Here is a 22,473-nt window from a genome sequence, read left to right as displayed (position 1 = left end):
CGCCCGCTGTCGGGGCGGCGCTTTTTTGCCTACGCGAAACGCGGCCCGCGAGCGCCTGGCGCGGCTTGCTAGAATGCGCGCTTCAACTCCGCTCATCCGATGGACCTCGAAACCCTCCTCTTCTCCCAAGGCTTCGGGTCGCGCCGCCAGTGCCGCGGGATCGTGGCCGAAGGCCGCGTGCGCGTCGCAGGCGTCCTGCGCGACGACCCCCACGCGGACTTCTCCGTCACGCCCGGTCTCGAATTCGAAGTCGACGATCATCACTGGACGTATCGTGAAAAGGCGTACATCGCGCTCAACAAGCCCGCCGGCTACGAATGCTCGCGCGATCCGCAACATCATCTGAGCGTGTTTCATCTGTTGCCGCCGCAGCTCGTCGAGCGCGGCGTGCAGGCCGTCGGCAGGCTCGATCAGGATACGACCGGACTGCTGCTTCTCTCCGATGACGGCGCGTTCGTGCACGCGTTCACATCACCGAAACGCAAGGTGCCGAAGGTGTATCTCGCGACCGTGCGTCATGCGCTCGACGACGCGCAACTCACGAAACTGCGCGAAGGCGTGCTGCTGCACGGCGAAACGAAGCCGAGCGCCGCGCTCGCGGCAGAACGCCGCGACGAACGGCTGCTCGAACTCACCGTGCTCGAAGGCAAATACCATCAGGTGAAGCGCATGGTCGCGGCAGCGGGAAACCGCGTGGAGAAGCTGCATCGCGAGCGCGTCGGCGGGTATGCGTTGCCCGCCTCGCTCGCCGAAGGCGCGTGGCGCTGGCTCGACGACGGCGATCTCGCCGCGCTGCGCGGGACACCTTGACTTCGCGTGCGTTGCGCGCGCACGACGCCATCGATAGCTTGATGTCCGCCCGGGCCAACGAGCGCCCGCATCGGCGCGCATTCGACATGCAAATCAGTACAAGCCCTTAAGCATGGGCGCTGCGGCGCAGCATGCCTTCCGCGATCCGCCCTCTTATACTGGTCTTACGGATACCAATAATGACTATCAAAAAAGCAGGAGGGCATCATGGTCTCCCACTCGACCGCCGCGCTGATTGCGTTCGTCGCGCTGAGCGCTGTCCTCATCGGGGTGTTGGCCGTCGTCATGCACATGCGCCACAAGTATTCGCCGAATCTCATCGGCGCATTGATCGGCGCGTTGATGTGCTTCGTCCTGCTCGAAACGATTCCGGCGCTGATCTAGCGCCGCGCGTTCGCGCGTAGGAAATCGTCGACCGTCGGGTGGCGCAGCGCATAGCCCAGTTCGCGCTTCAGGCGCGCGTTGGAGAGCCGCCGCGATTCGCGCATGAACGAAAGCGTGATCGGCTCCAGACTCGCTTCGGCTTCGCGCCGCGAAATGCGCGGCACGCGCGGCAGGCCGTACGCGTCGGCCACGCGATCGAAATAATCCGCCATGCGCAGGTCGGTATCGTCTGAGGCGTTGATCACGCGCTGTGGACGGCCGCGCGACAACGCGCGCACGAGAATTGCCGCGAGATCGTCGGCGTGAATGTGGTTCGTATGGACGTCGTCGGATTCCACGAGCGCCGGCATGCCCTTTTCGATGCGCGCGAGCGGCAGGCGATTGGCCGCGTAAATGCCCGGAATCCGCGCGATCGACACGCGCCAGCCGCTCCCGACGCCAGCCGCGCGCAACTGCCGCTCCGCCGACACCCGCCGCCGCGCACGCTCGTTCTCGGGCCGCGCCGGGCGCGTTTCGTCGATCCACGCGCCGGCGCAATCGCCATAGACGCCGGTCGTGCTCGCGTAGACGAAGCGGGTGCGCGGACCGCTGCCGCGCTTCGTCGCCGCGCGAAGGCCGTCGGGTACAATGAAAGCCGTTCTTCCGGCTCGATCCGGATGCAGCCAGTGGCTCCTCGCGCCACGCGCCGCCGAACGTCGCGGGCGGCGCAAGGCGGCGATCAGCGCGCGCGTGCGGCGGTCCGCATCGCCGTCGCGCTGAGGCGGCGCGAGATGCAGCACGTTGTGCGCAAGGCCCGCGAGCCTTTCGAGGCTGCGGCGCACATCGAGATCGCCGGAAACGGGCGTCGCGCCGGCCGCGCGCAACTCGCCCGCGCGCTCCGGATGATGCGTGAGCGCGATGACGCGCGGCGCGGCGGCCCGCGCATGCAGAAGCGGCAGCGCGCGCATGCCGACATCGCCGCATCCGACGATCAGGACGCGCGCGCGGCGAAGGTTTCGAGTGGCGATCATCCGGGCATTCTATCCGTCGCCTGAAACCCGCGTGCGGCGTCGCATAAAGACGAACGAGACAACTCCACACATCGCAGAAACAGATCTATGGCTTTCAACGTAACGCTCCGGCAAAGCGGCCGGCAGTTTCAAGTGGAACCCGACGAACCGGTGCTGAGCGCCGCGCTGCGCCAGGGCATCGGCCTGCCGTACGGCTGCAAAAACGGCGCGTGCGGCTCCTGCAAGGGCGCCGTCGTCAGCGGCGAAGTCGAGCAGGCGCCGCATTCGTCGTCGGCTTTGTCGAACGACGAAAAAACCCGCGGCCTCGCCCTCTTCTGCTGCGCGACCGCGCAGACCGACCTCGAAATCGACGTGCGCGAAGTCGCGGGCGTCGGCGACGTGCAGGTGAAAAAGCTGCCGTGCCGCGTGAACGCGCTCGCACGCCGTGCCGACGACGTCATCGAACTGAAGCTGCAATTGCCCGCCAATGAACGCCTGCAGTATTACGCGGGCCAGTACATCGAATTCATCCTGAAGGACGGCAAGCGCCGCAGCTATTCGATGGCGAGCCCGCCGCATCACGAAGGCCCGCTCGAGCTGCATATCCGCCACATGCCGGGCGGCACGTTCACGGATCACGTGTTCGGCGCGATGAAAGAGCGCGATATCCTGCGCTTCGAAGGTCCGCTCGGCACGTTCTTCCTGCGCGATGAATCCGAGAAACCGATCGTCCTGCTCGCGTCGGGCACGGGCTTCGCGCCGATCAAGGCGATCATCGAGCATGCGGTGTTCAAGAACCTGAACCGGCCGATGACGCTCTACTGGGGCGGCCGCCGCAAGAAGGATCTCTACATGATGGAGCTCGCCGCGCAATGGGCGAAGGAGATCCCGAACTTCACCTTCGTGCCGGTGCTCTCCGAGCCCGACGCGGACGACAACTGGACGGGCCGCACGGGCTTCGTTCATCGTGCTGTCATCGAGGATCTGCCAGACTTGAGCGCGTTCCAGGTGTACGCGTGCGGCGCGCCCGTGATGGTGGAATCCGCGCAGCGCGATTTCACGCAGCATCATCGCCTGCCGGAGGACGAGTTCTACGCGGACTCGTTCACCAGCGCGGCGGATCTCGCGCATCCGGTCTGAATCCGCATGAAGCCTGCACGCGGACAAAAAATCCGCGTGCACGGTTTACAGGCGGCAACCGCTTAACGTATCCTTCGCGAATGATCAAAATCCTGAACGCACTTCGACGCCGCCGCTCGCCGCTTCCCTAGGGATGCCGCTGGCTCGTCATGCATTTGCGCTCACGGTTCGGTTTGTTCGAAGCGTACGAAATGAAGCCACGGAATTCCGTGGCTTTTGTTTTTTTCGCGCCGTCTTCTTCTTTCTCTCGCACTAGCTTTCGTGGAGCCCGCTGTCATGAATTTCAATGAGTACCCCGTTGATTCGCTGATGTACATCACGAACCGGCCCGAGATCGTGTTCACGCACGGCAAAGGTTCCTGGCTCTACGACAACACGGGCAAGCGTTATCTCGACTTCATTCAGGGCTGGGCCGTCAACTCGCTCGGCCACTGCAACGAAGGCATGATCGAGGCGCTGGAGAAGCAGGCGCGCACGCTGATCAATCCGTCGCCGGCCTTCTACAACGCACCGATGGCGCAGCTCGCGGGCCTGCTCACCGCGAACAGCTGCTTCGACAAGGTGTTCTTCGCCAACAGCGGCGCCGAAGCGAACGAAGGCGCGATCAAGCTCGCGCGCAAGTGGGGCAAGAAGTTCAGGAACGGCGCGTACGAGATCATCACGTTCGATCACAGCTTCCACGGCCGCACGATCGCGACGATGTCCGCGAGCGGCAAGGCCGGCTGGGACACGATCTACGCGCCGCAAGTGCCGGGCTTTCCGAAGGCCGATCTGAACGATATCGCGTCGGTCGAAAAGCTCATCGGCGAGAAGACCGTCGCCGTGATGCTGGAGCCGATTCAGGGCGAAGGCGGCGTGCTTCCGGCGACGCGCGGGTTCATGCAGCAACTGCGCGAGCTGACGAAGAAGCACAACCTGCTCCTGATCGTCGATGAAGTGCAAAGCGGTTGCGGCCGCGCGGGGACGTTGTTCGCATACGAGCTCTCGGGCATCGAGCCGGACATCATGACGCTCGGCAAGGGCATCGGCGGCGGGGTGCCGCTCGCGGCGCTGCTCTCGAAGGCGGAGGTCGCGTGCTTCGAGGCGGGCGATCAGGGCGGCACCTACAACGGCAATCCGCTGATGTCGGCGGTCGGTTATTCGGTGATTTCGCAACTCGTCGCTCCGGGCTTTCTCGAAGGCGTGCGCGAGAAAGGCGAGTATCTGAAGCAGGAACTGCTGAAGCTGTCGGCGGAGCGCGGCTTCAACGGCGAACGCGGCGAAGGCCTGCTGCGCGCGTTGCTGCTCGACAGCGACAAGGGTCCGCAGATCGTCGAGAAAGCGCGTCTGATGCAGCCCGATGGCCTGCTGCTGAACGCGGCGCGTCCGAATCTGCTGCGCTTCATGCCCGCGCTCAACGTCACGAAGGACGAGATCGATCAGATGATGGCCATGCTGCGCTCGGTGCTCGATTCGCTGTGATCATCCGCACGTTCGACACAGCCGATCGCGATGCCGTGATCGCGCTGTGGCGCGAGGTGTTTCCCGAATACGCGGATGCATCGCGGCCGCAGCGCGATCCGGCGTTGTCGATCGCCAACAAGATGACGACGCAGCCGGAGCTGTTTTTCGTCGGCCTGGTCGATGGTCGCGTGATCGGTACGGTGATGGCCGGTTACGACGGGCATCGCGGCTGGGTGTATTCGCTGGCCGTCACGCCGTCGCTTCGCGGACGCGGGTTCGGCGGCGCGCTGATGACTCATGCGGAAGCTGCGTTGGCGAAGCTTGGGTGTCCGAAGGTGAATCTGCAGATTCTGTCCGTCAAGACGGAATTGCGTGGGTTCTATGAAAAGCTTGGGTATCGGATGGATGAAGTCGTGAGTCTCGGGAAGCGGCTTTGAAAAAAAAGGCCGGCTGCAAGAGCCGGCCTTTCTTCGCCAGTGAAGCGACGCTTACTCGCCCAGATAAGCCGCTCTGACCTTCGGATCGTCGAGCATGATCTTCGCGTCGCCGGACATCGTGACCATGCCCGAATCCATCACATAACCGCGATTCGCGGCCTGCAACGCAAGACGCGCATTCTGCTCCACGAGCAGCACCGTCAGCCCTTCCGCCGAAATCTCGCGCACCACTTCAAAGATCTTCTCGACCATGATCGGCGAGAGACCCATCGACGGTTCATCGAGCAGCAGCAGCTTCGGACGCGAGAGCAGCGCGCGCGCCATCGCGAGCATCTGCTGTTCGCCGCCCGAGAGCGTACCCGCATACTGCGACGCACGTTCCTTCAGACGCGGAAAGAAACCGAACATGCGCTCGGTGTCCTTCTGGATGGCATCCGTGTCGTTGCGAAGATACGCGCCCATCTGCATGTTCTCGAGAATCGACATGCGCGCGAAGATGCCGCGGCCTTCCGGCACCATCGCGAGGCCGCGCTTGAGCAGTTCATGCGTCGGCACGCCCTTGATCGACTGGCCCATGTACTCGATATCGCCGCCCGAGTACGGCTTGAGGCCGGTGATGGCCTTCATCGTCGTGGTCTTGCCCGCGCCGTTCGCGCCGATCAGCGTGACCAGTTCGCCCTGCCCGACCTCCAGATCGACACCCTTCACCGCCTGGATGCCGCCGTAGTTCACCTGCAGACCCTTGACCTTCAACATTGCGCTTGTGGTCGCCATTTAGTGCACCCCCGCACCCAGATATGCCTCGATCACCTTCGGGTCCTTCTGCACGTCCTGCGGCAGACCTTCGGCGATCACCTTGCCGTAATCGAGCACCGTCATGCGGTTGCACAATCCCATCACGAGTTTCACGTCGTGTTCGATCAAAAGAATCGTCTTGCCGTCCGAGCGGATCTTGTCGAGCAGACGCGTCAGTTCGACCTTCTCCGTCGCGTTCATGCCGGCGGCCGGTTCGTCGAGCGCGAGCAGCTTCGGATCGGTCGCCAGTGCGCGTGCGATCTCCAGACGCCGCTGGTGACCGTACGACAGATTGCGCGACGTGTAGTCCGCGTATTGCAGCACGCCCACGTATTCGAGCAGTTCGAGCGCGCGTTCCTTGATCTCGCGTTCCTCACGGCGCTCGGCGGGCGTCTGGAACACCGCGCCGATCAGACCATGCTTCGTGCGCACGTGACGGCCGACCATCACGTTTTCCAGCGCGGTCATGCCGCCGAAGAGGCGAATGTTCTGGAACGTGCGCGCGATGCCCGCCTTCGCCACCTGATAGACGGCGGTCGGCGTGTACGCCTGACCATCGAGCTTGAACTCGCCGGAATCGGGCGTGTACAGACCGGTGATCACGTTGAAGAAGGTCGTCTTGCCAGCGCCGTTCGGGCCGATCAGACCATAGATCGTGCCTTCTTCGATCTGAAGGCCCACATCCGACAAAGCCTGCAAGCCGCCGAAGCGCTTGTTGACGCCCTTGACGGAAAGTCGCGTTTGTTTTTCGCTCATGTTCTGGATCTCCGCCTTATGCGCGCACCGGCTTCTTGCCGCTGCGCTTCGCGATCTTCGCGATCTTGTCTTCGTGTTTCGCGGCGGGCCACAGGCCTTCCGAGCGATACAGCATGATCAGCACCATCGCCAGACCGTAGAGCAACTGACGGATGACTTCGGTATCGACGATCTGATGGCCGAAGATGGCGTTTTGCAGCGGACCCATCGTCGAGCGCAGGAATTCGGGGAACACGGCGAGCAGCACCGCGCCGAGAATCACGCCCGGAATGTGGCCCATGCCGCCGAGCACCACGCACGCCAGCACGACGATCGATTCCCAGAAGGTGAACGATTCCGGCGACACGAAGCCCTGGAACGCGCCGAACATCGCGCCCGACAAACCGCCGAACGACGCGCCCATCGCGAACGCGAGCAGCTTCACGTTACGGGTGTTGATGCCCATCGCCTTGGCGGCGATTTCGTCTTCGCGGATCGCCGCCCATGCGCGGCCAATGCGCGAATGCTGCAGACGCGTACACACCCAGATCACGAACAGCGCGCACAGCACGAACAGGTAGTAGTACATGTACACCGACGGGAACTTCATGCCGAAGAACTCGTGCGTCTGCGACAGATTGAAGCCCGCCACCGTCACCGGATCGATGCCCGTGATGCCCTTCGGACCGTTCGTGATGTTGATCGGCCGGTCGAGGTTGTTCATGAAGATCCGGACGATTTCCCCGAACCCCAAGGTCACGATGGCGAGGTAGTCGCCGCGCAGACGCAAGGTCGGTGCGCCGAGCAGCACGCCGAAGGTCGCGGCGAGCGCCATCGCGCAGGGCACGATGAGGAGGAACGGCACATGCAATCCGCCGGGCGCGAGATGCGCGATCCATTCGAATTGCGTGGTCAGTTGCGGCGACGACAGCAGCGCAGCAACGTAAGCGCCGACCGCGTAGAACGCGATGTAGCCCAGGTCGAGCAGGCCGGCGAAACCGACCACCACGTTCAGGCCCAGCGCGAGCATCACGTACAGCATCGCGAAGTCGAGCACGCGGACCCAGTAGTTGCCGCCGGCGGCGCCGATCACCATCGGCGCGGCGATCACGAACACAGCGGTGAGAATGCCGATGACGAGCGTCTTCGTCGTATTTTTTTCGGGGATGAGCGTCGTGGACGGCTCAATCGGTTGAATCGATGTCATTTTTTTGAGCTCCTCACACGGTCTTTAAGCGCGGTCCGCGACACGTTCGCCGAGCAGACCCGACGGACGGAACACGAGCACGATGATCAGCACGATGAAGGCGAACACGTCCTGGTAGTTCGACCCGAAGACGCCGCCTGTCAGATTGCCGATATAACCGGCGCCCAACTGTTCGATGAGACCCAGCAACACGCCGCCGACCATCGCGCCGCCGAGGTTGCCGATACCGCCCAGCACCGCCGCCGTGAACGCCTTCAGGCCGGGGATGAAGCCCATGTAGAAGTGCGCGTTGCCGTATTCCGACGCGATCATCACGCCCGCCAGTGCAGCCAGCGCCGAGCCGATCATGAAGGTCGCGGAAATCACGAAGTTCGGGTTCACGCCCATCAGCGAGGCGACGCCCGGGTTCTCGGCGATCGCGCGCATCGCGCGGCCGAGTTTGGTCTTGTGCACGAGCAGGAGCAGTCCGGCCATCACGAGGAACGCGACCACGATGATCACGATTTCGGTCATCGAGATGACCGCGCCGGGACGGGTGTCGTCGGCGGCGATGATGTTGATCGGATCGGTCGGCAGAAGCTGCGGGAAGGCGAGCGGATTGCGGCCCCAGATCATCATCGCGATGGTCTGCAGGAGAATCGACACGCCGATCGCGGTGATCAGCGGGGCGAGACGCGGCGCTTTACGCAGCGGCCGGTACGCGACCTTTTCGATGGTGTAGCCGACGAGCGCGCAGACGACCGCCGCAATTACGAGCGCGATGGCCAGCATGATCGGCCCGGGAATGCCCGGCATGTGATTCTGCATCACGCCGATGGCTGACAGCGCGACCATCGCGCCGACCATCAGCACATCTCCGTGCGCGAAGTTGATGATGCCGAGAATCCCGTACACCATCGTATAGCCCAGTGCGATGATGGCGTAGACGCTGCCAAGCACCAGACCGTTGATGATCTGCTGGATGAAAATATCCATTCAAAGCTCCTTAGCCCCGTGCGTTTCGATAACGCTTTTATCACCGGCCGATAAACCGGTGGGAAGCGAAATCTGAAGCGGCACTGCGCGTACTTTTTAAAAAACCGGTAAAGGTTGAGCGCCGATCGTCCGCCCGCGGCCGGATGAGGCTGCAAGCGTTTCACGGACGGATACGAAAACGGCGCCGCCGGATAGCTGGCGCCGCCAGACTGCCTACTGCCTGATGACGTCGAGTACGTCTTTCTTCTTGTCCTTGAAGTCGTACAGCGTGATAGTCCCCGCCTTCAGATCACCCTTGTCGTCGAATGCGATATGCCCCGTCAGACCGTTGTAGTCGGTCGTGGCGATCGCAGCCAGCACCTTGGGCGCTTCGATGGAGTTGGCGCGCTTCATTGCATCGACGATCACGTACATCGCGTCATACGTGAACGGCGCGTAAATCTGCACCGGCGTGTGAAAGCGTGCTTCGTACTTCTTTTCGAAGTCCGCTCCCTTGTCCATCTTCGGAAGCGCGAGTCCCGCCTCCGAGCAGATGATGTTTTGCACCGCGTCGCCCGCGAGCTCGGCCAGCTTGTCGGTGCAGACGCCGTCGCCGGCGAGGATCTTCGCCTTGATGCCGAGCGCCGCCGCTTCCTTCGCGAACGGGCCGCCCGTCACGTCCATGCCGCCGTACATCACGACATCCGGCTGGATGCGCTTGATCTTGGTCAGGATCGCCTTGAAGTTGCGAGCCTTCTCCGTGGTGGCTTCGCGCGCCGCAACCTTCACGCCGCCGGCCTGCGCCGTTTTCACGAATTCGTCGGCGAGTCCCCGGCCGTAGGCGCTGGCGTCGTCCACCACGACGACCTTCTTCGCATGCAGCGTCTTCATCGCGTAGCCGGCCAGCACGGGGCCTTGCAGCGCGTCGGTCGCTACGACGCGGAACGTCGTCTTGTAGCCTTGTTGCGTGTACTGCGGGTTGGTCGTCGACGGCGAAATCTGCGCGATGCCCGCATCGCTGTAGATCTTCGACGCCGGAATCGACACGCCCGAGTTCATATGGCCGATCACCGCGACCACGCGGTCGTCGACGAGCTTTTGCGCCGCTTCCGTGCCGACGCGCGGATCGGCCGCGTCGTCCTGGGCGTCGAGCACCAGATGGATGGAATGGCCGTCGATCGTCAAACCCTGCGCGCTGATCTCTTCGAGGGCGAGCCGCGCGCCGTTTTCATTGTCTTTACCGAGATGGGCCTGCAGGCCCGTCAGGGGCGCAACGTGACCGATCTTCACGACAGTTGCCTCACTCGCGGGCGCAGGCGCAGACGCAGCCGGCGCAGCAGCGGAACTCGCTGCCGACGCTGCCGTGCTCGCCCCACCCTCGTCCTTTTTGCCGCATGCGGTGACCATTGCAACCGCAGCCGCGATGGACACGGCGTGAGCAAACTTGAATCGCATCAAATAGGTCTCCTGCGCCTCTAAAAACAGTCGTCGTGAACCCTTCTGGCCTCAAGACGCGCGCATTGTAACGCTAAATATGAGACGAGCAATATTCTTGCGTGGCGGGGTTTTCCAGCATTGCAACCCTCATTTTCCGGCCATTTTCCCGCAAAGTCGCAACCGGGTTGCGATCTGATTTTGTGCAGTAGTTGCACCATAACGGAAGCAGGTTTAATCGGGCGAATTTCGAGGGTTACGTTTGCTTATCGGATTTACGGGGAAACCCTGAAGGTATCTAGAGGAAAACGCCCATGTAAATGCGCGCCCTGAAACGGTGCCTACGCTTGGTTTCGTATCGCGCGCGAGGGTTCCTCGCTCCCCGGGCAGTATGTTTCGATGGGCGAAAAAAAAAGCGCCCGGAGGCGCCTTTCTCGAAGAACTCGTCGAAATCATTGCGGCAGCGACAGGCCGCGCGGCAGCGGAAAAGAGATCGTCTCCTCGATGCCCTCGAGCGAACGCACGTTGCGCACGCCGAGTTCGCGCAAGCGCGCGATGACCGCCTGCGCCAGCACCTCAGGTGCCGACGCGCCCGCCGTCACGCCGATGCGCTTCTTGCCTTCGACCCATTGCGGATCGATCTGCGTCGGCGAGTCCACCATATAGGCGGGAATGCCGCGCTTCTCGGCCACTTCGCGCAGACGGCTCGAATTCGAGCTGTTCGGGCTGCCGACGACGATCACGACATCGCATTGCGGCGCGAGGAACTTCACCGCGTCCTGACGGTTCTGCGTCGCATAGCAGATGTCCTGCTTCTTCGGTTCCTTGACGTCCGGATATTTGGCCTTGAGCGCGTCGATGATCGCCGACGCGTCGTCGACGGACAGCGTGGTCTGCGTGACGTACGCGATGCGCTGCGGGTCGGGCAGATCGAGCTTCAGCACGTCCTCGATATCCTCGACGAGATGCATGCCCTCGCCCGACTGACCCATCGTGCCTTCGACTTCCGGATGACCCTTGTGGCCGATCATCACGATATCGAAGCCTTCCTGGCGCATCTTCGCCACTTCGATATGCACCTTGGTCACGAGCGGGCAAGTCGCGTCGAACACGCGCAGACCGCGCGCTTCCGCTTCGCCGCGCACCGCCTTCGAGACGCCGTGCGCGCTGAAGATCAGCGTGGCGCCTTCGGGCACGTCGGAGAGCTCTTCGATGAAGATCGCGCCCTTCTTGCGCAGATCCGCGACGACATACGCGTTATGGACGATCTCGTGGCGCACGTAGATGGGCGCGCCGAACAGCTTGATGGCGCGCTCGACGATTTCGATCGCGCGATCGACGCCCGCGCAGAACCCGCGCGGCTGCGCGAGCAGGATTTCGACGTCGGTCTGAACTTCGTTGAGGCTTTCAATCATGGTTACAGAATCCCGATGATTTTCACTTCGAAGACGAGCGCCTGGCCCGCGAGCGGGTGGTTGAAGTCGAACAGCGCCGCGGTTTCGCCGACTTCCTTCAGCACGCCCGCGTAGCGTCCCCCGTTCGGCGCGTTGAATTCGACGAGATCGCCGGGCGAAAAATCCTCGCCGATCATGCTGTTTTCGCGCAGCGTCGCGAGCGACACCCACTGGACCAGCTCAGGGTTGCGCGGACCGAACGCCTGATCGGGCGTTAGCTGAAAGGTCGAATGGTGGCCGACCTTGAGGCCCTGCAGAATCTCTTCCAATGGTTCCGCGAGCTGGCCTGCGCCGAGCAGGAGCGTCGCGGGCTTGTCGGCGAACGTGTTGACGATGTCGGCACCATCGGCAAGCGCGAGCCGGTAATGAAGCGTGACGTGCGAACCGGGTTTCACCTCGGAGATATCGATGATGCTCATGAGTATTGGATGTGGCCGTTCATTTGAAGGCAGAGCGTGGGCTCCGCATGGGGCGGCTCTTCGGCGCGAAGCAGCGAACCGCGCGGCGCCAGTGCAAATCGGGCGCCAAAGCCGCTATTGTAAGACAGAGTTGTGTCGGGACGTGTCACGCGGCGATGTCCTGCGTGCGCTCGCCCGCGCGACAAGACGTCCCGGAGGGTCGCGATGAGCGCCGATCTGCGGCTCGTGGCACTGCCGCCGGCGCCTGCGGCGGACCTCTCCCTCATCGCGCCCCATGTGCCGATCCGCAAATGGGCACGCGGCGACCGGCCGCGCGAAAGGCTGCTCGACACGGGCCCGGGCGCGCTATCGGACGCGGAACTGTTCGCCTTGTTCCTGCGCACCGGCCGGCCGGGCGCAAGCGCCGTCGATGTCGCGCGTGAACTGCTGCTGCGTTTCGGCTCGCTGCGCAGCGTGCTGGAAGCGTCGTCGGTGGAATTGCGCGAACAGCGCGGGATCGGGCCGGCGCGCGCGGCGACGCTTCTGGCCGTATCCGAGCTGTGCCGGCGGGCGCTCGCGGAGAAAGCGCAGGATCGCGCGCTGCTGAATGCGCCGGGCGCGGTCGAGGATTATCTGCGCATGCTGATCGGCACGCGGCCCTATGAAGTATTCGTCTGTCTGTATCTGGACGCGCGCCATCAGTTGCTGCACGCCGAAGAATCCGCGCGCGGCTCGCTCACGCGCGTGGCGGTCTATCCGCGCGAGATCGTGCGGCGCGCGCTCACGCTCAACGCGGCCGGGCTGATCGTTGCGCATAATCACCCGTCGGGCGGCGTCGCGCCCAGCGCCAACGACCGGCGGCTGACCAAAACGCTGCGGGACGCGCTGACGCTCATCGACGTCCAGCTGCTCGATCACATCGTCGTCGCGGCCAACGATGTCTTCTCGTTTGCGCGCCACGGCTGGCTGTGAGGCATAAGAAAGCCATAAAAGGTTTGATATTGCAGCGTTTTTCCTGCTAGAATCCACGTTTGCTTTTCTCAACCCGCCTGCTCTGAACGTACGCGGCCCTCATTGGCATAACCGTGCTGCCAAGTCCCCGATCGGCAAATTGGGCGATAAGAGGCATCGAAAAACGAAAGTGCGCGAAAGCGCCTTTCCTTCGAGCGTTCGATTCAGACTCAACGTGTATTAGGAGTGTCCTCATGGCACGCGTATGCCAAGTAACTGGGAAAGGCCCGATGTCGGGCAACAACGTTTCCCACGCAAACAACAAGACCAAGCGTCGTTTCCTGCCGAACCTGCAGAACCGCCGTTTCTTCGTTGAAAGCGAAAATCGCTGGGTCCGTCTGCGCGTTTCGAACGCCGGTCTGCGCCTGATCGACAAGAACGGTATTGACGCCGTGCTCGCAGACCTGCGCGCACGCGGTGAAATCTAAGGAGCACGCATATGGCCAAGGGCGCACGCGACAAGATCAAGCTGGAATCGACCGCAGGCACGGGTCACTTCTACACGACGACCAAGAACAAGCGCAACATGCCGGAAAAGATGCTGATCAAGAAATTTGATCCCGTCGTCCGCAAGCACGTTGAGTACAAGGAAACCAAGATCAAGTAACCCTTGATTTTGAGATTACTGTACGAAGACAGCAAAAAGCCCCGCAAATCGCGGGGCTTTTTGTTTTTCCGGCCGCCTTTTTCACGCGCTTTACACACGATCGTGCGGGGGTTTTAACTGTCACTGATTGTTCACGCGGGGTATGCTTGCCGGCTATCGATGAGAACACGGACGGAGAACCGGCAGCATGAATTTCGATGTGGCGATCGTAGGGAGCGGGCTTGCGGGACTGAGCGTCGCGCTGAATCTGGCGGAAACGCGGCGGGTCGCGATCCTCGCCAAGCGCGCGGCGAGCGTCGGCGCGAGCGACTGGGCGCAGGGCGGCATCGCGGCCGTGCTGGATTCGGCCGACAGCGTCGATAACCATGTCGGCGATACACTCATCGCGGGCGGCGGCCTGTGCGACGAAGCGGCGACACGCTTCATCGTCGAGAACGGGCGCGCGGCGATCGAATGGCTCATCGAGGAAGGCGTGCCCTTCACGCGCGATGTCTCGGCCGAACTCGGATTCCATCTGACGCGTGAAGGCGGCCACAGCCATCGCCGCATCATTCACGCGGCGGACGCCACCGGCCACGCGGTCGTCACGACGCTCAGCGAGCGCGTGCGCAATCATCCGAACATCACCGTTCTCGAAGACCATTACGCGATCGACCTGATCACGTCCGACCGGCTCGGGCTGCCCGGCCACCGCTGTCACGGACTTTACGCGCTGGACGTGAACTCGGGCCGCACGGTGACCATTCAGGCGCCGCATACGGTGCTCGCCACAGGCGGCGCGGGCAAGGTGTATCTCTACACGACGAACCCCGATACCGCGACCGGCGACGGCATCGCGATGGCGTGGCGCGCCGGCTGCCGCGTCGCGAACATGGAGTTCATCCAGTTCCATCCGACCTGCCTGTTCCATCCGTACGCGAAGTCGTTCCTCATTTCCGAAGCGGTGCGCGGCGAAGGCGGCGTCCTGCGCCTGCCGGACGGCACGCGCTTCATGCCCGCGCACGACGAACGCGCCGAACTCGCGCCGCGCGATATCGTCGCGCGCGCGATCGACTTCGAGATCAAGAAGCGCGGCATCGACTGCGTGTATCTCGACATCAGCCATCAGCCGCGCGCGTTTCTCGAAGAGCACTTTCCGACGATCCTCGCGCGCTGCCGCGAATTCGGCATCGATATCGCGAAGCAGCCGATTCCCGTCGTGCCCGCCGCGCACTACACGTGCGGCGGCGTCGTCACCGATCTCGCCGGGCGCACGGATCGTCCGGGGCTGTACGCGGTCGGCGAGACGTCGTACACGGGGCTGCACGGCGCGAACCGGCTCGCGAGCAACTCGCTGCTGGAATGCCTCGTGATCGGCCGCGCGGCGGCGCACGCGATCGAAGCGGATGGGTTCTCGAACGGCTGCCACGCCGAATTGCCCGACTGGGATGAAAGCCGCGTGTCCGATCCGGACGAGGAAGTCGTCGTCGCGCACAACTGGGACGAGCTACGGCGTCTGATGTGGAACTATGTGGGCATCGTGCGGACGGACAAGCGCCTCGCGCGCGCGCAGCATCGAATCGCATTGCTGCGCGACGAAATCCACGAGTATTACGCGAACTTCAAGGTAAGCCGGGATCTGCTGGAGTTGCGCAATCTCGTCGATGTAGCGTCGCTGATCGTGGAAAGCGCGTGCTCACGGCGCGAGAGCCGCGGCCTGCACTACAGCCGCGACTGGCCCGGGACGTTGCCGAAAGCGTTGCCGACGGTATTGATGCCGCCGGCCGCGCGCCGCACGGCTATCTAGACGAGACGCATCGAGAAATCGGTCGCGCGCACGTCCTTCGTGAGCGCGCCGATGGAAATGCGGTCCACGCCGGTTTCAGCGATCGCGCGGACCGTGTCGAAGTTCACGCCGCCAGACACTTCGAGCAACGCGCGGCCCGCCGTGATGCACACGGCATCGCGCATCATGTCGAGCGTGAAGTTGTCCAGCAGGATCGATTCCGCGCGATGTGCGAGCGCCGTTTCGAGCTGTTCGAGCGTTTCCACTTCGATCTGGACCGGCACGCCTGAATTCAGCGCGAGCGCCGCGTCCATCGCCGCACCGACGCCGCCCGCTGCCGCGATGTGGTTTTCCTTGATCAGAATGCCGTCGTAGAGCGCGAGGCGCTGGTTCGCGCCGCCGCCCACTCGCACCGCGTACTTCTGCGCGAGCCGCAAGCCCGGCAGCGTCTTGCGCGTATCGAGGATGCGCGCGCGCGTGCCTTCGATCGCATCGACATAGCGGCGCGTCGCCGTCGCAACGCCCGACAGCAATTGCAGGAAATTGAGTCCGTTACGCTCCGCGGTGAGCAGCGAGCGCGACGTGCCGTGCAGCAGCACGACCGGCGAATTCGCCGCCATGCGCGCGCCTTCCTGATACTGCCATTCGACTTCGATCGACGGATCGACGCGGCGCATCACTTCATCGAACCAGGGCGCGCCGCACAGCACGGCATCCTCGCGCACGATGATGCGCGCCGTGCGCCGCGAATCGGCCGGCACGAGACGGCCGGTGACATCGCCGCTGCCGACGTCTTCATCGAGGGCATCGACGACATTGCGCGCGAGCGCCGCGTCGAACGCTGCGCCGTATTGGTTGCGGACTTCCTCGAAAATCGCTGGATACATAATCACGCGGCTCCTACGTTCGAGAACAGCGTGGTGTCTTTCGCCAGATCGCCGCTCGCCTGCACGCGCTTCTTGTGACGCGCGGCGAAGTCGAGCATGCGGTCGATCGGCACGCGCGCACGCAGCCCGATCGCCGGATCGACGTGAATCTCGTTGTGACCACGCTCCAGCACGTCGGCGAGATTGGCGAGGCCGTTCATCGCCATCCACGGACAATGCGCGCAGCTCTTGCAGGTTGCGCTGTTGCCGGCAGTCGGCGCTTCGATGAACGTCTTGCCGGGCGCGGCGAGCCGCATCTTGTGCAGAATCCCGAGGTCCGTCGCGACGATGAAGCGCTTCGCGTCGAGCTTCACGGCGGCGTCGATCAGTTGCGTGGTCGAGCCGACGACGTCCGCGAGCGCGACGACCCCTTCCGGCGATTCAGGATGCACGAGAATCTTCGCGTCGGGATATTCGTGGCGCAACAGGTCGAGCTCGATGCCCTTGAATTCGTCGTGGACGAGACACGAACCCTGCCACAACAGCATGTCCGCGCCGGTCTTCTTTTGAATGTAGCCGCCGAGGTGACGATCCGGCGCCCACAGAATTTTCTCGCCGCGCGCGTGCAGGTCCGCGACGATCTCGAGCCCGATCGACGACGTGACCATCCAGTCCGCGCGCGCCTTCACCGCCGCGCTCGTATTCGCGTACACGACGACCGTGCGGTCAGGATGCGCGTCGCAGAACGCGGAGAATTCATCGGGGGGGCAGCCGAGATCGAGCGAACAGGTCGCGTCGAGATCGGGCATCAGCACGCGCTTGTCCGGGCTCAGGATCTTCGAGGTCTCGCCCATGAAGCGCACGCCCGCGACAACCAGCGTCTTCGCCGCGTGGTCGCGGCCGAAGCGCGCCATTTCCAGCGAATCGGCGACGCAGCCGCCGGTTTCGTCGGCAAGCTCCTGGAGTTCGGCATCGACGTAATAATGCGCGACGAGCACAGCCTGCTCCCGCTTCAGAAGCGCGCGAATGCGCTCCTTCAACTCGCGCCGCTCCTCCGGCGACGGCGTGCCGGGCACCCGCGCCCACGCCTCGCCCACTCCACACGTCAGGCCTTGCGGCCGGTCGTACTCGACACTCCTGATCGCTTCCATGTCCCTGTCCCCTGCTCCATGCCAACCACGCGATGCGAAAACGGCCGCCCAAAAACAAAGACCCCGCCAGAGCGGGGTCTTGTGACGTCCTTAAATTTTAACGGATATCGCAGTCAGGCGTAGCGGCGCAGACGCAACGCGAAATCCTGCAGCGCCTTGATGCCGCTCTCTTCCGCGCGATGGCACCAGTCCTGCAATTGCGTCACGAGCTGCTCGCGCGAGGCGTTGGAGCGGTCCCACATCGCCGACAGATCCTTGCGCAGCTCGATGAACGTGCGCAGCTTCTGGTTATCCGACGTGAGTTCCGGCAACTGCTTCAGCTGCGGTTCGTTCAGGCCGTCTTCTTCCTTGTGGAACCACGTGCGCGCGCCGCGCATCAATTGATACTTCTCGCGCGCGCCGGCTTCCTTCAGCTTCGCCAGTTCCTGCGCATAGGCGCGCTTGAGCGCCTTGCCGTAACGCGCCATCACTTCGTAGCGGTTCGACAGCACGGCTTGCAGCGTGTCCTGATCCACGACGGCCTTGCTCGCGGCGAGCTTCGGCGTCGGCGCGACCTTTTTCACCTTCGCGAGACCGACCATCGACATCAGGCGGATATACATCCAGCCGATGTCGAACTCGTACCACTTGCTCGACAGCTTCGCGGAGGTCGCGAACGTGTGGTGATTGTTGTGCAGTTCTTCGCCGCCGATCAGGATGCCGAGCGGGAAGATGTTCGTCGACGCATCCGCCGAATTGAAGTTGCGATAGCCCCACCAGTGCGCGAGGCCGTTCACGACGCCCGCCGCCCAGAACGGAATCCAGATCATCTGCACGGCCCACACCGACAGCCCGACGATGCCGAACAGCGCGACATCGATCACCATCATGACGCTGATGCCGAGAATCGGGTAACGCGTGTAGATGTTGCGCTCGATCCAGTCGTTCGGCGTGCCGTGGCTGAACTTGCGCATCGTTTCTTCGTTCTTCGCTTCGGTGCGATAGAGTTCCGCGCCTTCGAGCAGCACCTTCCAGATGCCGCGCGTCTGCGGGCTGTGCGGATCTTCCTCGGTTTCGCATTTGGCGTGGTGCTTGCGATGGATCGCCGCCCACTGGCCGGTCAGCATGCCCGTGGTCATCCACAGCCAGAAACGGAAGAAGTGGCTCGCGGCCGGATGCAGGTCCAGCGCGCGGTGCGCCTGGCAACGGTGCAGATAGATCGTGACGCCGGCGATCGTGACGTGGGTCATCGCAAGCGTGAACAACAGAATCTGCCACCAGGAAAAGTCGAGCAATCCGTTGGCGAGAAATTCGAGGGAAGAATTCAGCAAGGCGGTTTACCTGGGTAGCTGTGAAATTCGGGAAAAATGGCCAGTAAAACTGACATTGGGCAACTTGTTGTGCACATGAAAGAAACGTGCGCAAGTTCGATCGCATTCTACTGCATGCGTTCCAAGTCTTTGTCCTAAAGGTGAAATTTTTTGAATCCTAGCAAAACGAGGAAAAACTCACGCCCCGAATTGAGGTTGATTCGACGGTCAAATCGAAAGATCGAGCCAACGCCGCCGGTCAGGCCGCTGGTGCGGCGCCCTGCTCGCGATTTTCGGCATTAAGTACCGATTCGCTGCTTGCGCGGGGCACGGCATCGACAATCCTTATTTCGCGCTGAGCGTAAGGAATTTCAATGCCATGTTCCGAGAATAACCGCCATACCGCGCGATTGACATGCGACTTTACGCCGCCCGTGCCCTTCGCGGCCTCCTCGATCCAGAAACTCAGCTCCAGATTGATGCCGTCCGCGCCGAAACTCGCGAGCAGCGCGGCGGGCGCCGGGTCCTGCAGGACGCGTTCGACGCCCTGCGTCGCTTCGACCAGCAATTGCATCGCGCGCTCGACGTCGCAACGGTAGCTCACCTGCACCGCGATCTTCGCGTTGCCGCGCGTAAGGTACGACGAATGATTCTGCACCACATCGGTGATGAGCTTCTCGTTCGGAATCAGCGTTTCGATGCCGTCCAGCCCGCGCACGACCGTGTAGCGCGTGCGGATCTGCGTGACAGTGCCCTGGCTGCCGCTCACGCTGATCATGTCTCCGAGCCGCAAGGAGCGGTCCAGCAGAATGATGAAGCCCGATACGTAATTGCTCGCGATCTTCTGCAAGCCGAAGCCGAGCCCGACGCCCAGTGCGCCGCCGAACACGCCGAGCACCGTGATGTCGATGCCGACGATCGACAGGCTCACCAGAATCGCGGCGAGGATCATCAGTGCCCGGCCGACGCGCGCGAGCACCACTTTGAGATTGGCGTCGAGCGAGCGGGCGCGCATCAGGCGGTCGTCGAGCAGCGCGCCCGCCCACATCGCGACGATCAGCGTCACGCACACCCACAGCACGCCCGAGGCGAGCGAGAGCAGCGTCATGTGCGCGTTTGCGAAGTTGAAGCGCACGCTCGCCATCCAGTGCACGACGTCGTCCTGGATGCCCATGACGGTAAAGAGCATTGCGATCCAGACGATCACCGTCACGAGTCTTTCAAACAGATACAGCAGCGCGTTCGCCTGGTGCTCCGCCTGACCGCGGCTGAACACGCGCCGCGCGACGTACAGCATCGTATAGATGACGGTGATGCCGCACAGCGGCACGAGCGCGAGACGCAGGAACGACGTGTGGATGAACGGCGCAACCGCCACCTGCGCGATCGAGACGAAAATCGTGCCGAGCAGCGGAAACAGCGCCTTGTTGAGACTTTCCGCGCCGAAGCGCACGGCTTCGAAGCGCGACTGGCGGCGTGCATCGAGCTTCTTGCGAAGCAGCCGCGCGCACCACCAGGCCACCACGAGCAGGCCGAGCAGAACCGCTACCTGCCAGATCACTTCCGGCTCGCCGAAATCGCGAAAGAGCCGCGCGGAGAGTTCGCTCAGGAAGCGGTTCTGCATTGCTTACGCGGTTTCTTCGGGCGCTTCTGGCGCGTCCGGCGCTTCCGGGGATTTTGGCGCTTTCGCGGCGTCCGGCACGCGCTCCAGCACGGCCGCGAAGAACCCGTCCGTGCCGTGCTTGTGCGGCCACAGCGAGAGGAATTCGCCCGTGTCCAGATCGATGCGCTGTTCCGCGAGCACGTCGCGCGCGGGCACGACACGGAAATTCGGATGCGTCTCGAGGAACTGCTTCACGACGGTCTCGTTTTCCGCTTCGAGCATGGAGCAGGTCGCGTAGACGAGGCGGCCGCCGGGCTTCACGAGGCGCGCGGCGCTCGTGAGAATCGACAATTGCTTGGGCGTCAGTTCCGCGACGGTGGCGGGCGACTGGCGCCACTTCAGGTCCGGATTGCGGCGCAGCGTGCCGAGACCCGAACACGGCGCGTCGACGAGCACGCGGTCGATCTTGCCCGCGAGACGCTTGATCTTCGCGTCGTGCTCGCTGTCGATCAGCACCGGATTCACATTCGACAAGCCGCTGCGCGCGAGGCGCGGCTTCAGCTTGGCGAGGCGGCGGTCGGAGACGTCGAACGCGTAGAGGCGGCCGGTCGAGCGCATCATCGCGCCGAGTGCGAGCGTCTTGCCGCCCGCGCCCGCGCAAAAGTCCACGATCATTTCGCCGCGGCGCGGGGCCATCAGCGAGCAGAGCAGCTGGCTGCCTTCATCCTGCACCTCGATCCAGCCTTCCTGGAACGGCGCGAGACGCGTCAGCGCGGGCTTGCCGTCCACGCGCACGCCGAACGGCGCGAACGGCATTTCGCCCGCGTCGATGCCCGCTTCGGTCAGCGCCTTGAGCGCGGCTTCACGCGTCGCCTTGATCGGATTCACGCGCAGGTCGAGCGGCGCGGGATAGTTCAGCGCGGCGGCGAGCTGCGCGAGTTCCTCGGGCTCGAAACGCTTGCTCATCGCGTCGTAGATCCATTGCGGCAGGTTAGTGCGCACCCGCACCGGCAGGCTCGCCGGATCTATCTTCGAGACTTGCGCGAGCCATTGATACTCGTCCGCCGAAACGAACGGCTTCAGCGCGGAGAGCCCGGCGGTCTGCATCAGGCCGAGCAGCGCGAGACGGCGCGCCTGGTTGCCGCTGCCGCTTTCCGCGAGATGCGAAAACTCCATTTTCCGGCGCAGCACGGCGAACACGGCTTCGGCGATCACGCCGCGTTCCCCGTGTCCGAGCTTCGGATGGGCGCGGAAGAAGCGGCTCGTCGCGGCGTCGGCGGGGCCGGAAAAGCGCAATACGTCCGCGAGCAATGTTTCGGTTTGTCCGATCAGAAATCCATGCAGCCTCATACGCCCTCCCCGGCAATGTCGGCAAAGAGCCATTGCGGCTCAGACGGCGCGAGGGCGACACGTTCGCCCTCGATAGATAAACGCCCTTCGATAAACCATCGCACCGCGCGCGGATAAATTTCGTGCTCGACTTTCAGCACGCGCGCGGCGAGCGCGGCGGCGTCGTCGCCGGCGACGACCGGCACCGCGCCCTGCGCGACGATCGGCCCGTGATCGAGCGTCGGCGTCACGAAATGCACGCTTGCGCCGTGCACCCGCACGCCGGCGTCGAGCGCCTGCTGATGCGTGCGCAAGCCCGGAAAGCACGGCAAGAGCGACGGATGAACATTGAGCATGCGCCCGGCGTATTTCCCGACGAAGGCGTCGGTCAGCACGCGCATGAAGCCCGCCAGCACGACGAGATCGGGCTCGAAACGGTCGATTTCACGCGCGAGCGCGGCGTCGAACGATTCGCGCCCGTCGAAGTGCCGGTGATCCACCACTTTGGTTTCGATGCCGTTCGCAGCCGCGAAGCCTAACCCGGCGGCATCGGGCCGGTTGGAAATGACCGCGCAGACGCGGGCCGGCCAGCCTTCGCGCGCGCACGCACGCACGACGGCCTCCATGTTGCTCCCGCGTCCGGAGATCAGAATGACGATTTTTTTCATCCGC

The 22,473-nt window shown here is 63.5% G+C and carries 23 protein-coding genes; 9 read left to right on the top strand and 14 right to left on the bottom strand.

The window, feature by feature from the left end; genetic code table 11:
- Nucleotides 1–99: 99 nt before the first annotated feature.
- Together BTHE68_RS02860 and BTHE68_RS36555 are read left to right on the top strand one after the other, a co-directional pair.
- Nucleotides 100–810 carry a pseudouridine synthase gene (locus BTHE68_RS02860; RefSeq protein ID WP_162065061.1) on the top strand — a complete coding sequence of 237 codons (711 nt, stop codon included), beginning with the start codon at nucleotides 100–102 and terminating at the stop codon, nucleotides 808–810.
- A 207-nt stretch (nucleotides 811–1,017) separates the two neighbouring features.
- Nucleotides 1,018–1,194, top strand: a complete 177-nt coding sequence (locus BTHE68_RS36555) for a hypothetical protein (protein WP_174257981.1) — start codon at nucleotides 1,018–1,020, stop codon at nucleotides 1,192–1,194.
- On the opposite strand, the gene BTHE68_RS02855 is transcribed toward BTHE68_RS36555, so the two are convergent.
- Nucleotides 1,191–2,204, bottom strand: coding sequence for an NAD-dependent epimerase/dehydratase family protein (locus BTHE68_RS02855; protein ID WP_162065060.1), 1,014 nt, complete (start codon nucleotides 2,202–2,204; stop codon nucleotides 1,191–1,193). The two genes, BTHE68_RS36555 and BTHE68_RS02855, sit on opposite strands and share 4 nt — an antisense overlap.
- 87 nt (nucleotides 2,205–2,291) lie before the next feature.
- Here BTHE68_RS02855 and BTHE68_RS02850 point away from each other — a divergent pair, with 87 nt between their 5' ends.
- The 3 genes from BTHE68_RS02850 to BTHE68_RS02840 all read left to right on the top strand — a co-directional run bounded on the left by BTHE68_RS02850 (nucleotide 2,292) and on the right by BTHE68_RS02840 (nucleotide 5,203).
- Nucleotides 2,292–3,323, top strand: a complete 1,032-nt coding sequence (locus tag BTHE68_RS02850) for a CDP-6-deoxy-delta-3,4-glucoseen reductase (protein ID WP_162065059.1) — start codon at nucleotides 2,292–2,294, stop codon at nucleotides 3,321–3,323.
- A gap of 276 nt (nucleotides 3,324–3,599) precedes the next feature.
- Entirely contained in the window at nucleotides 3,600–4,784 is a 1,185-nt protein-coding gene (locus BTHE68_RS02845) for an acetylornithine transaminase (RefSeq protein ID WP_162065058.1), read from the top strand.
- The gene (locus tag BTHE68_RS02840) at nucleotides 4,781–5,203 is read left to right on the top strand and encodes a GNAT family acetyltransferase (protein WP_162065057.1); all 423 of its coding nucleotides are present in this window, start codon (nucleotides 4,781–4,783) and stop codon (nucleotides 5,201–5,203) included. The genes BTHE68_RS02845 and BTHE68_RS02840 overlap by 4 nt, the downstream gene beginning before the upstream one ends.
- A gap of 51 nt (nucleotides 5,204–5,254) precedes the next feature.
- Here BTHE68_RS02840 and BTHE68_RS02835 read toward each other — a convergent pair whose 3' ends face one another.
- From BTHE68_RS02835 to BTHE68_RS02805, 7 genes are all read right to left on the bottom strand, one after another.
- Nucleotides 5,255–5,959 carry an ABC transporter ATP-binding protein gene (locus BTHE68_RS02835; protein ID WP_502710577.1) on the bottom strand — a complete coding sequence of 235 codons (705 nt, stop codon included), beginning with the start codon at nucleotides 5,957–5,959 and terminating at the stop codon, nucleotides 5,255–5,257.
- Nucleotides 5,960–5,977: 18 nt separating this feature from the next.
- Complete coding sequence (locus BTHE68_RS02830) at nucleotides 5,978–6,754, bottom strand: ABC transporter ATP-binding protein (RefSeq protein WP_035497906.1); 777 nt, start codon at nucleotides 6,752–6,754, stop codon at nucleotides 5,978–5,980.
- 16 nt (nucleotides 6,755–6,770) lie between these two features.
- The gene (locus BTHE68_RS02825; RefSeq protein ID WP_162065055.1) at nucleotides 6,771–7,940 is read right to left on the bottom strand and encodes an ABC transporter permease subunit; all 1,170 of its coding nucleotides are present in this window, start codon (nucleotides 7,938–7,940) and stop codon (nucleotides 6,771–6,773) included.
- 24 nt (nucleotides 7,941–7,964) lie between these two features.
- Nucleotides 7,965–8,915: a branched-chain amino acid ABC transporter permease gene (locus BTHE68_RS02820; RefSeq protein WP_162065054.1), complete on the bottom strand. Its 951-nt coding sequence runs from the start codon at nucleotides 8,913–8,915 to the stop codon at nucleotides 7,965–7,967.
- A gap of 213 nt (nucleotides 8,916–9,128) precedes the next feature.
- Entirely contained in the window at nucleotides 9,129–10,349 is a 1,221-nt protein-coding gene (locus BTHE68_RS02815) for a branched-chain amino acid ABC transporter substrate-binding protein (RefSeq protein ID WP_162065053.1), read from the bottom strand.
- Between the two features lie 431 nt (nucleotides 10,350–10,780).
- The gene (gene ispH, locus BTHE68_RS02810; RefSeq protein WP_162065052.1) at nucleotides 10,781–11,743 is read right to left on the bottom strand and encodes a 4-hydroxy-3-methylbut-2-enyl diphosphate reductase; all 963 of its coding nucleotides are present in this window, start codon (nucleotides 11,741–11,743) and stop codon (nucleotides 10,781–10,783) included.
- Nucleotides 11,744–11,745: 2 nt separating this feature from the next.
- Complete coding sequence (locus tag BTHE68_RS02805; RefSeq protein ID WP_162065051.1) at nucleotides 11,746–12,201, bottom strand: FKBP-type peptidyl-prolyl cis-trans isomerase; 456 nt, start codon at nucleotides 12,199–12,201, stop codon at nucleotides 11,746–11,748.
- 204 nt (nucleotides 12,202–12,405) lie between these two features.
- Between BTHE68_RS02805 and radC the strand changes: the two genes are divergently transcribed.
- The 4 genes from radC to nadB all read left to right on the top strand — a co-directional run bounded on the left by radC (nucleotide 12,406) and on the right by nadB (nucleotide 15,584).
- Nucleotides 12,406–13,152, top strand: a complete 747-nt coding sequence (gene radC, locus BTHE68_RS02800; RefSeq protein ID WP_162065050.1) for a RadC family protein — start codon at nucleotides 12,406–12,408, stop codon at nucleotides 13,150–13,152.
- Nucleotides 13,153–13,385: 233 nt separating this feature from the next.
- Nucleotides 13,386–13,619, top strand: a complete 234-nt coding sequence (gene rpmB, locus BTHE68_RS02795; protein ID WP_008351171.1) for a 50S ribosomal protein L28 — start codon at nucleotides 13,386–13,388, stop codon at nucleotides 13,617–13,619.
- A gap of 11 nt (nucleotides 13,620–13,630) precedes the next feature.
- On the top strand, nucleotides 13,631–13,798 hold the full coding sequence (rpmG, locus tag BTHE68_RS02790; RefSeq protein ID WP_007180630.1) for a 50S ribosomal protein L33: 168 nt from the start codon (nucleotides 13,631–13,633) through the stop codon (nucleotides 13,796–13,798).
- Between the two features lie 187 nt (nucleotides 13,799–13,985).
- Entirely contained in the window at nucleotides 13,986–15,584 is a 1,599-nt protein-coding gene (nadB, locus tag BTHE68_RS02785) for an L-aspartate oxidase (protein WP_162065049.1), read from the top strand.
- On the opposite strand, the gene nadC is transcribed toward nadB, so the two are convergent.
- From nadC to purN, 6 genes are all read right to left on the bottom strand, one after another.
- The gene (gene nadC / locus BTHE68_RS02780; RefSeq protein WP_162065048.1) at nucleotides 15,581–16,450 is read right to left on the bottom strand and encodes a carboxylating nicotinate-nucleotide diphosphorylase; all 870 of its coding nucleotides are present in this window, start codon (nucleotides 16,448–16,450) and stop codon (nucleotides 15,581–15,583) included. The two genes, nadB and nadC, sit on opposite strands and share 4 nt — an antisense overlap.
- Nucleotides 16,451–16,452: 2 nt before the next feature.
- Complete coding sequence (gene nadA / locus BTHE68_RS02775; protein WP_162065047.1) at nucleotides 16,453–17,580, bottom strand: quinolinate synthase NadA; 1,128 nt, start codon at nucleotides 17,578–17,580, stop codon at nucleotides 16,453–16,455.
- A 113-nt stretch (nucleotides 17,581–17,693) separates the two neighbouring features.
- Nucleotides 17,694–18,890 carry a DesA family fatty acid desaturase gene (locus BTHE68_RS02770; protein WP_162065046.1) on the bottom strand — a complete coding sequence of 399 codons (1,197 nt, stop codon included), beginning with the start codon at nucleotides 18,888–18,890 and terminating at the stop codon, nucleotides 17,694–17,696.
- Between the two features lie 238 nt (nucleotides 18,891–19,128).
- The gene (locus BTHE68_RS02765; RefSeq protein WP_162065045.1) at nucleotides 19,129–20,493 is read right to left on the bottom strand and encodes a mechanosensitive ion channel family protein; all 1,365 of its coding nucleotides are present in this window, start codon (nucleotides 20,491–20,493) and stop codon (nucleotides 19,129–19,131) included.
- 3 nt (nucleotides 20,494–20,496) lie between these two features.
- Complete coding sequence (locus BTHE68_RS02760) at nucleotides 20,497–21,822, bottom strand: RsmB/NOP family class I SAM-dependent RNA methyltransferase (RefSeq protein WP_162065044.1); 1,326 nt, start codon at nucleotides 21,820–21,822, stop codon at nucleotides 20,497–20,499.
- Entirely contained in the window at nucleotides 21,819–22,469 is a 651-nt protein-coding gene (purN, locus tag BTHE68_RS02755) for a phosphoribosylglycinamide formyltransferase (protein ID WP_162065043.1), read from the bottom strand. Before purN ends, BTHE68_RS02760 begins: the two co-directional genes overlap by 4 nt.
- Nucleotides 22,470–22,473 lie beyond the last annotated feature (4 nt).

Origin of the sequence: Burkholderia sp. THE68 (genome assembly GCF_009938265.1) — a bacterium.
Lineage (GTDB): Bacteria > Pseudomonadota > Gammaproteobacteria > Burkholderiales > Burkholderiaceae > Caballeronia.
The sequence above is the reverse complement of the archived record's forward strand: the minus strand, read 5'-3'. Positions and strand labels throughout refer to the sequence as shown.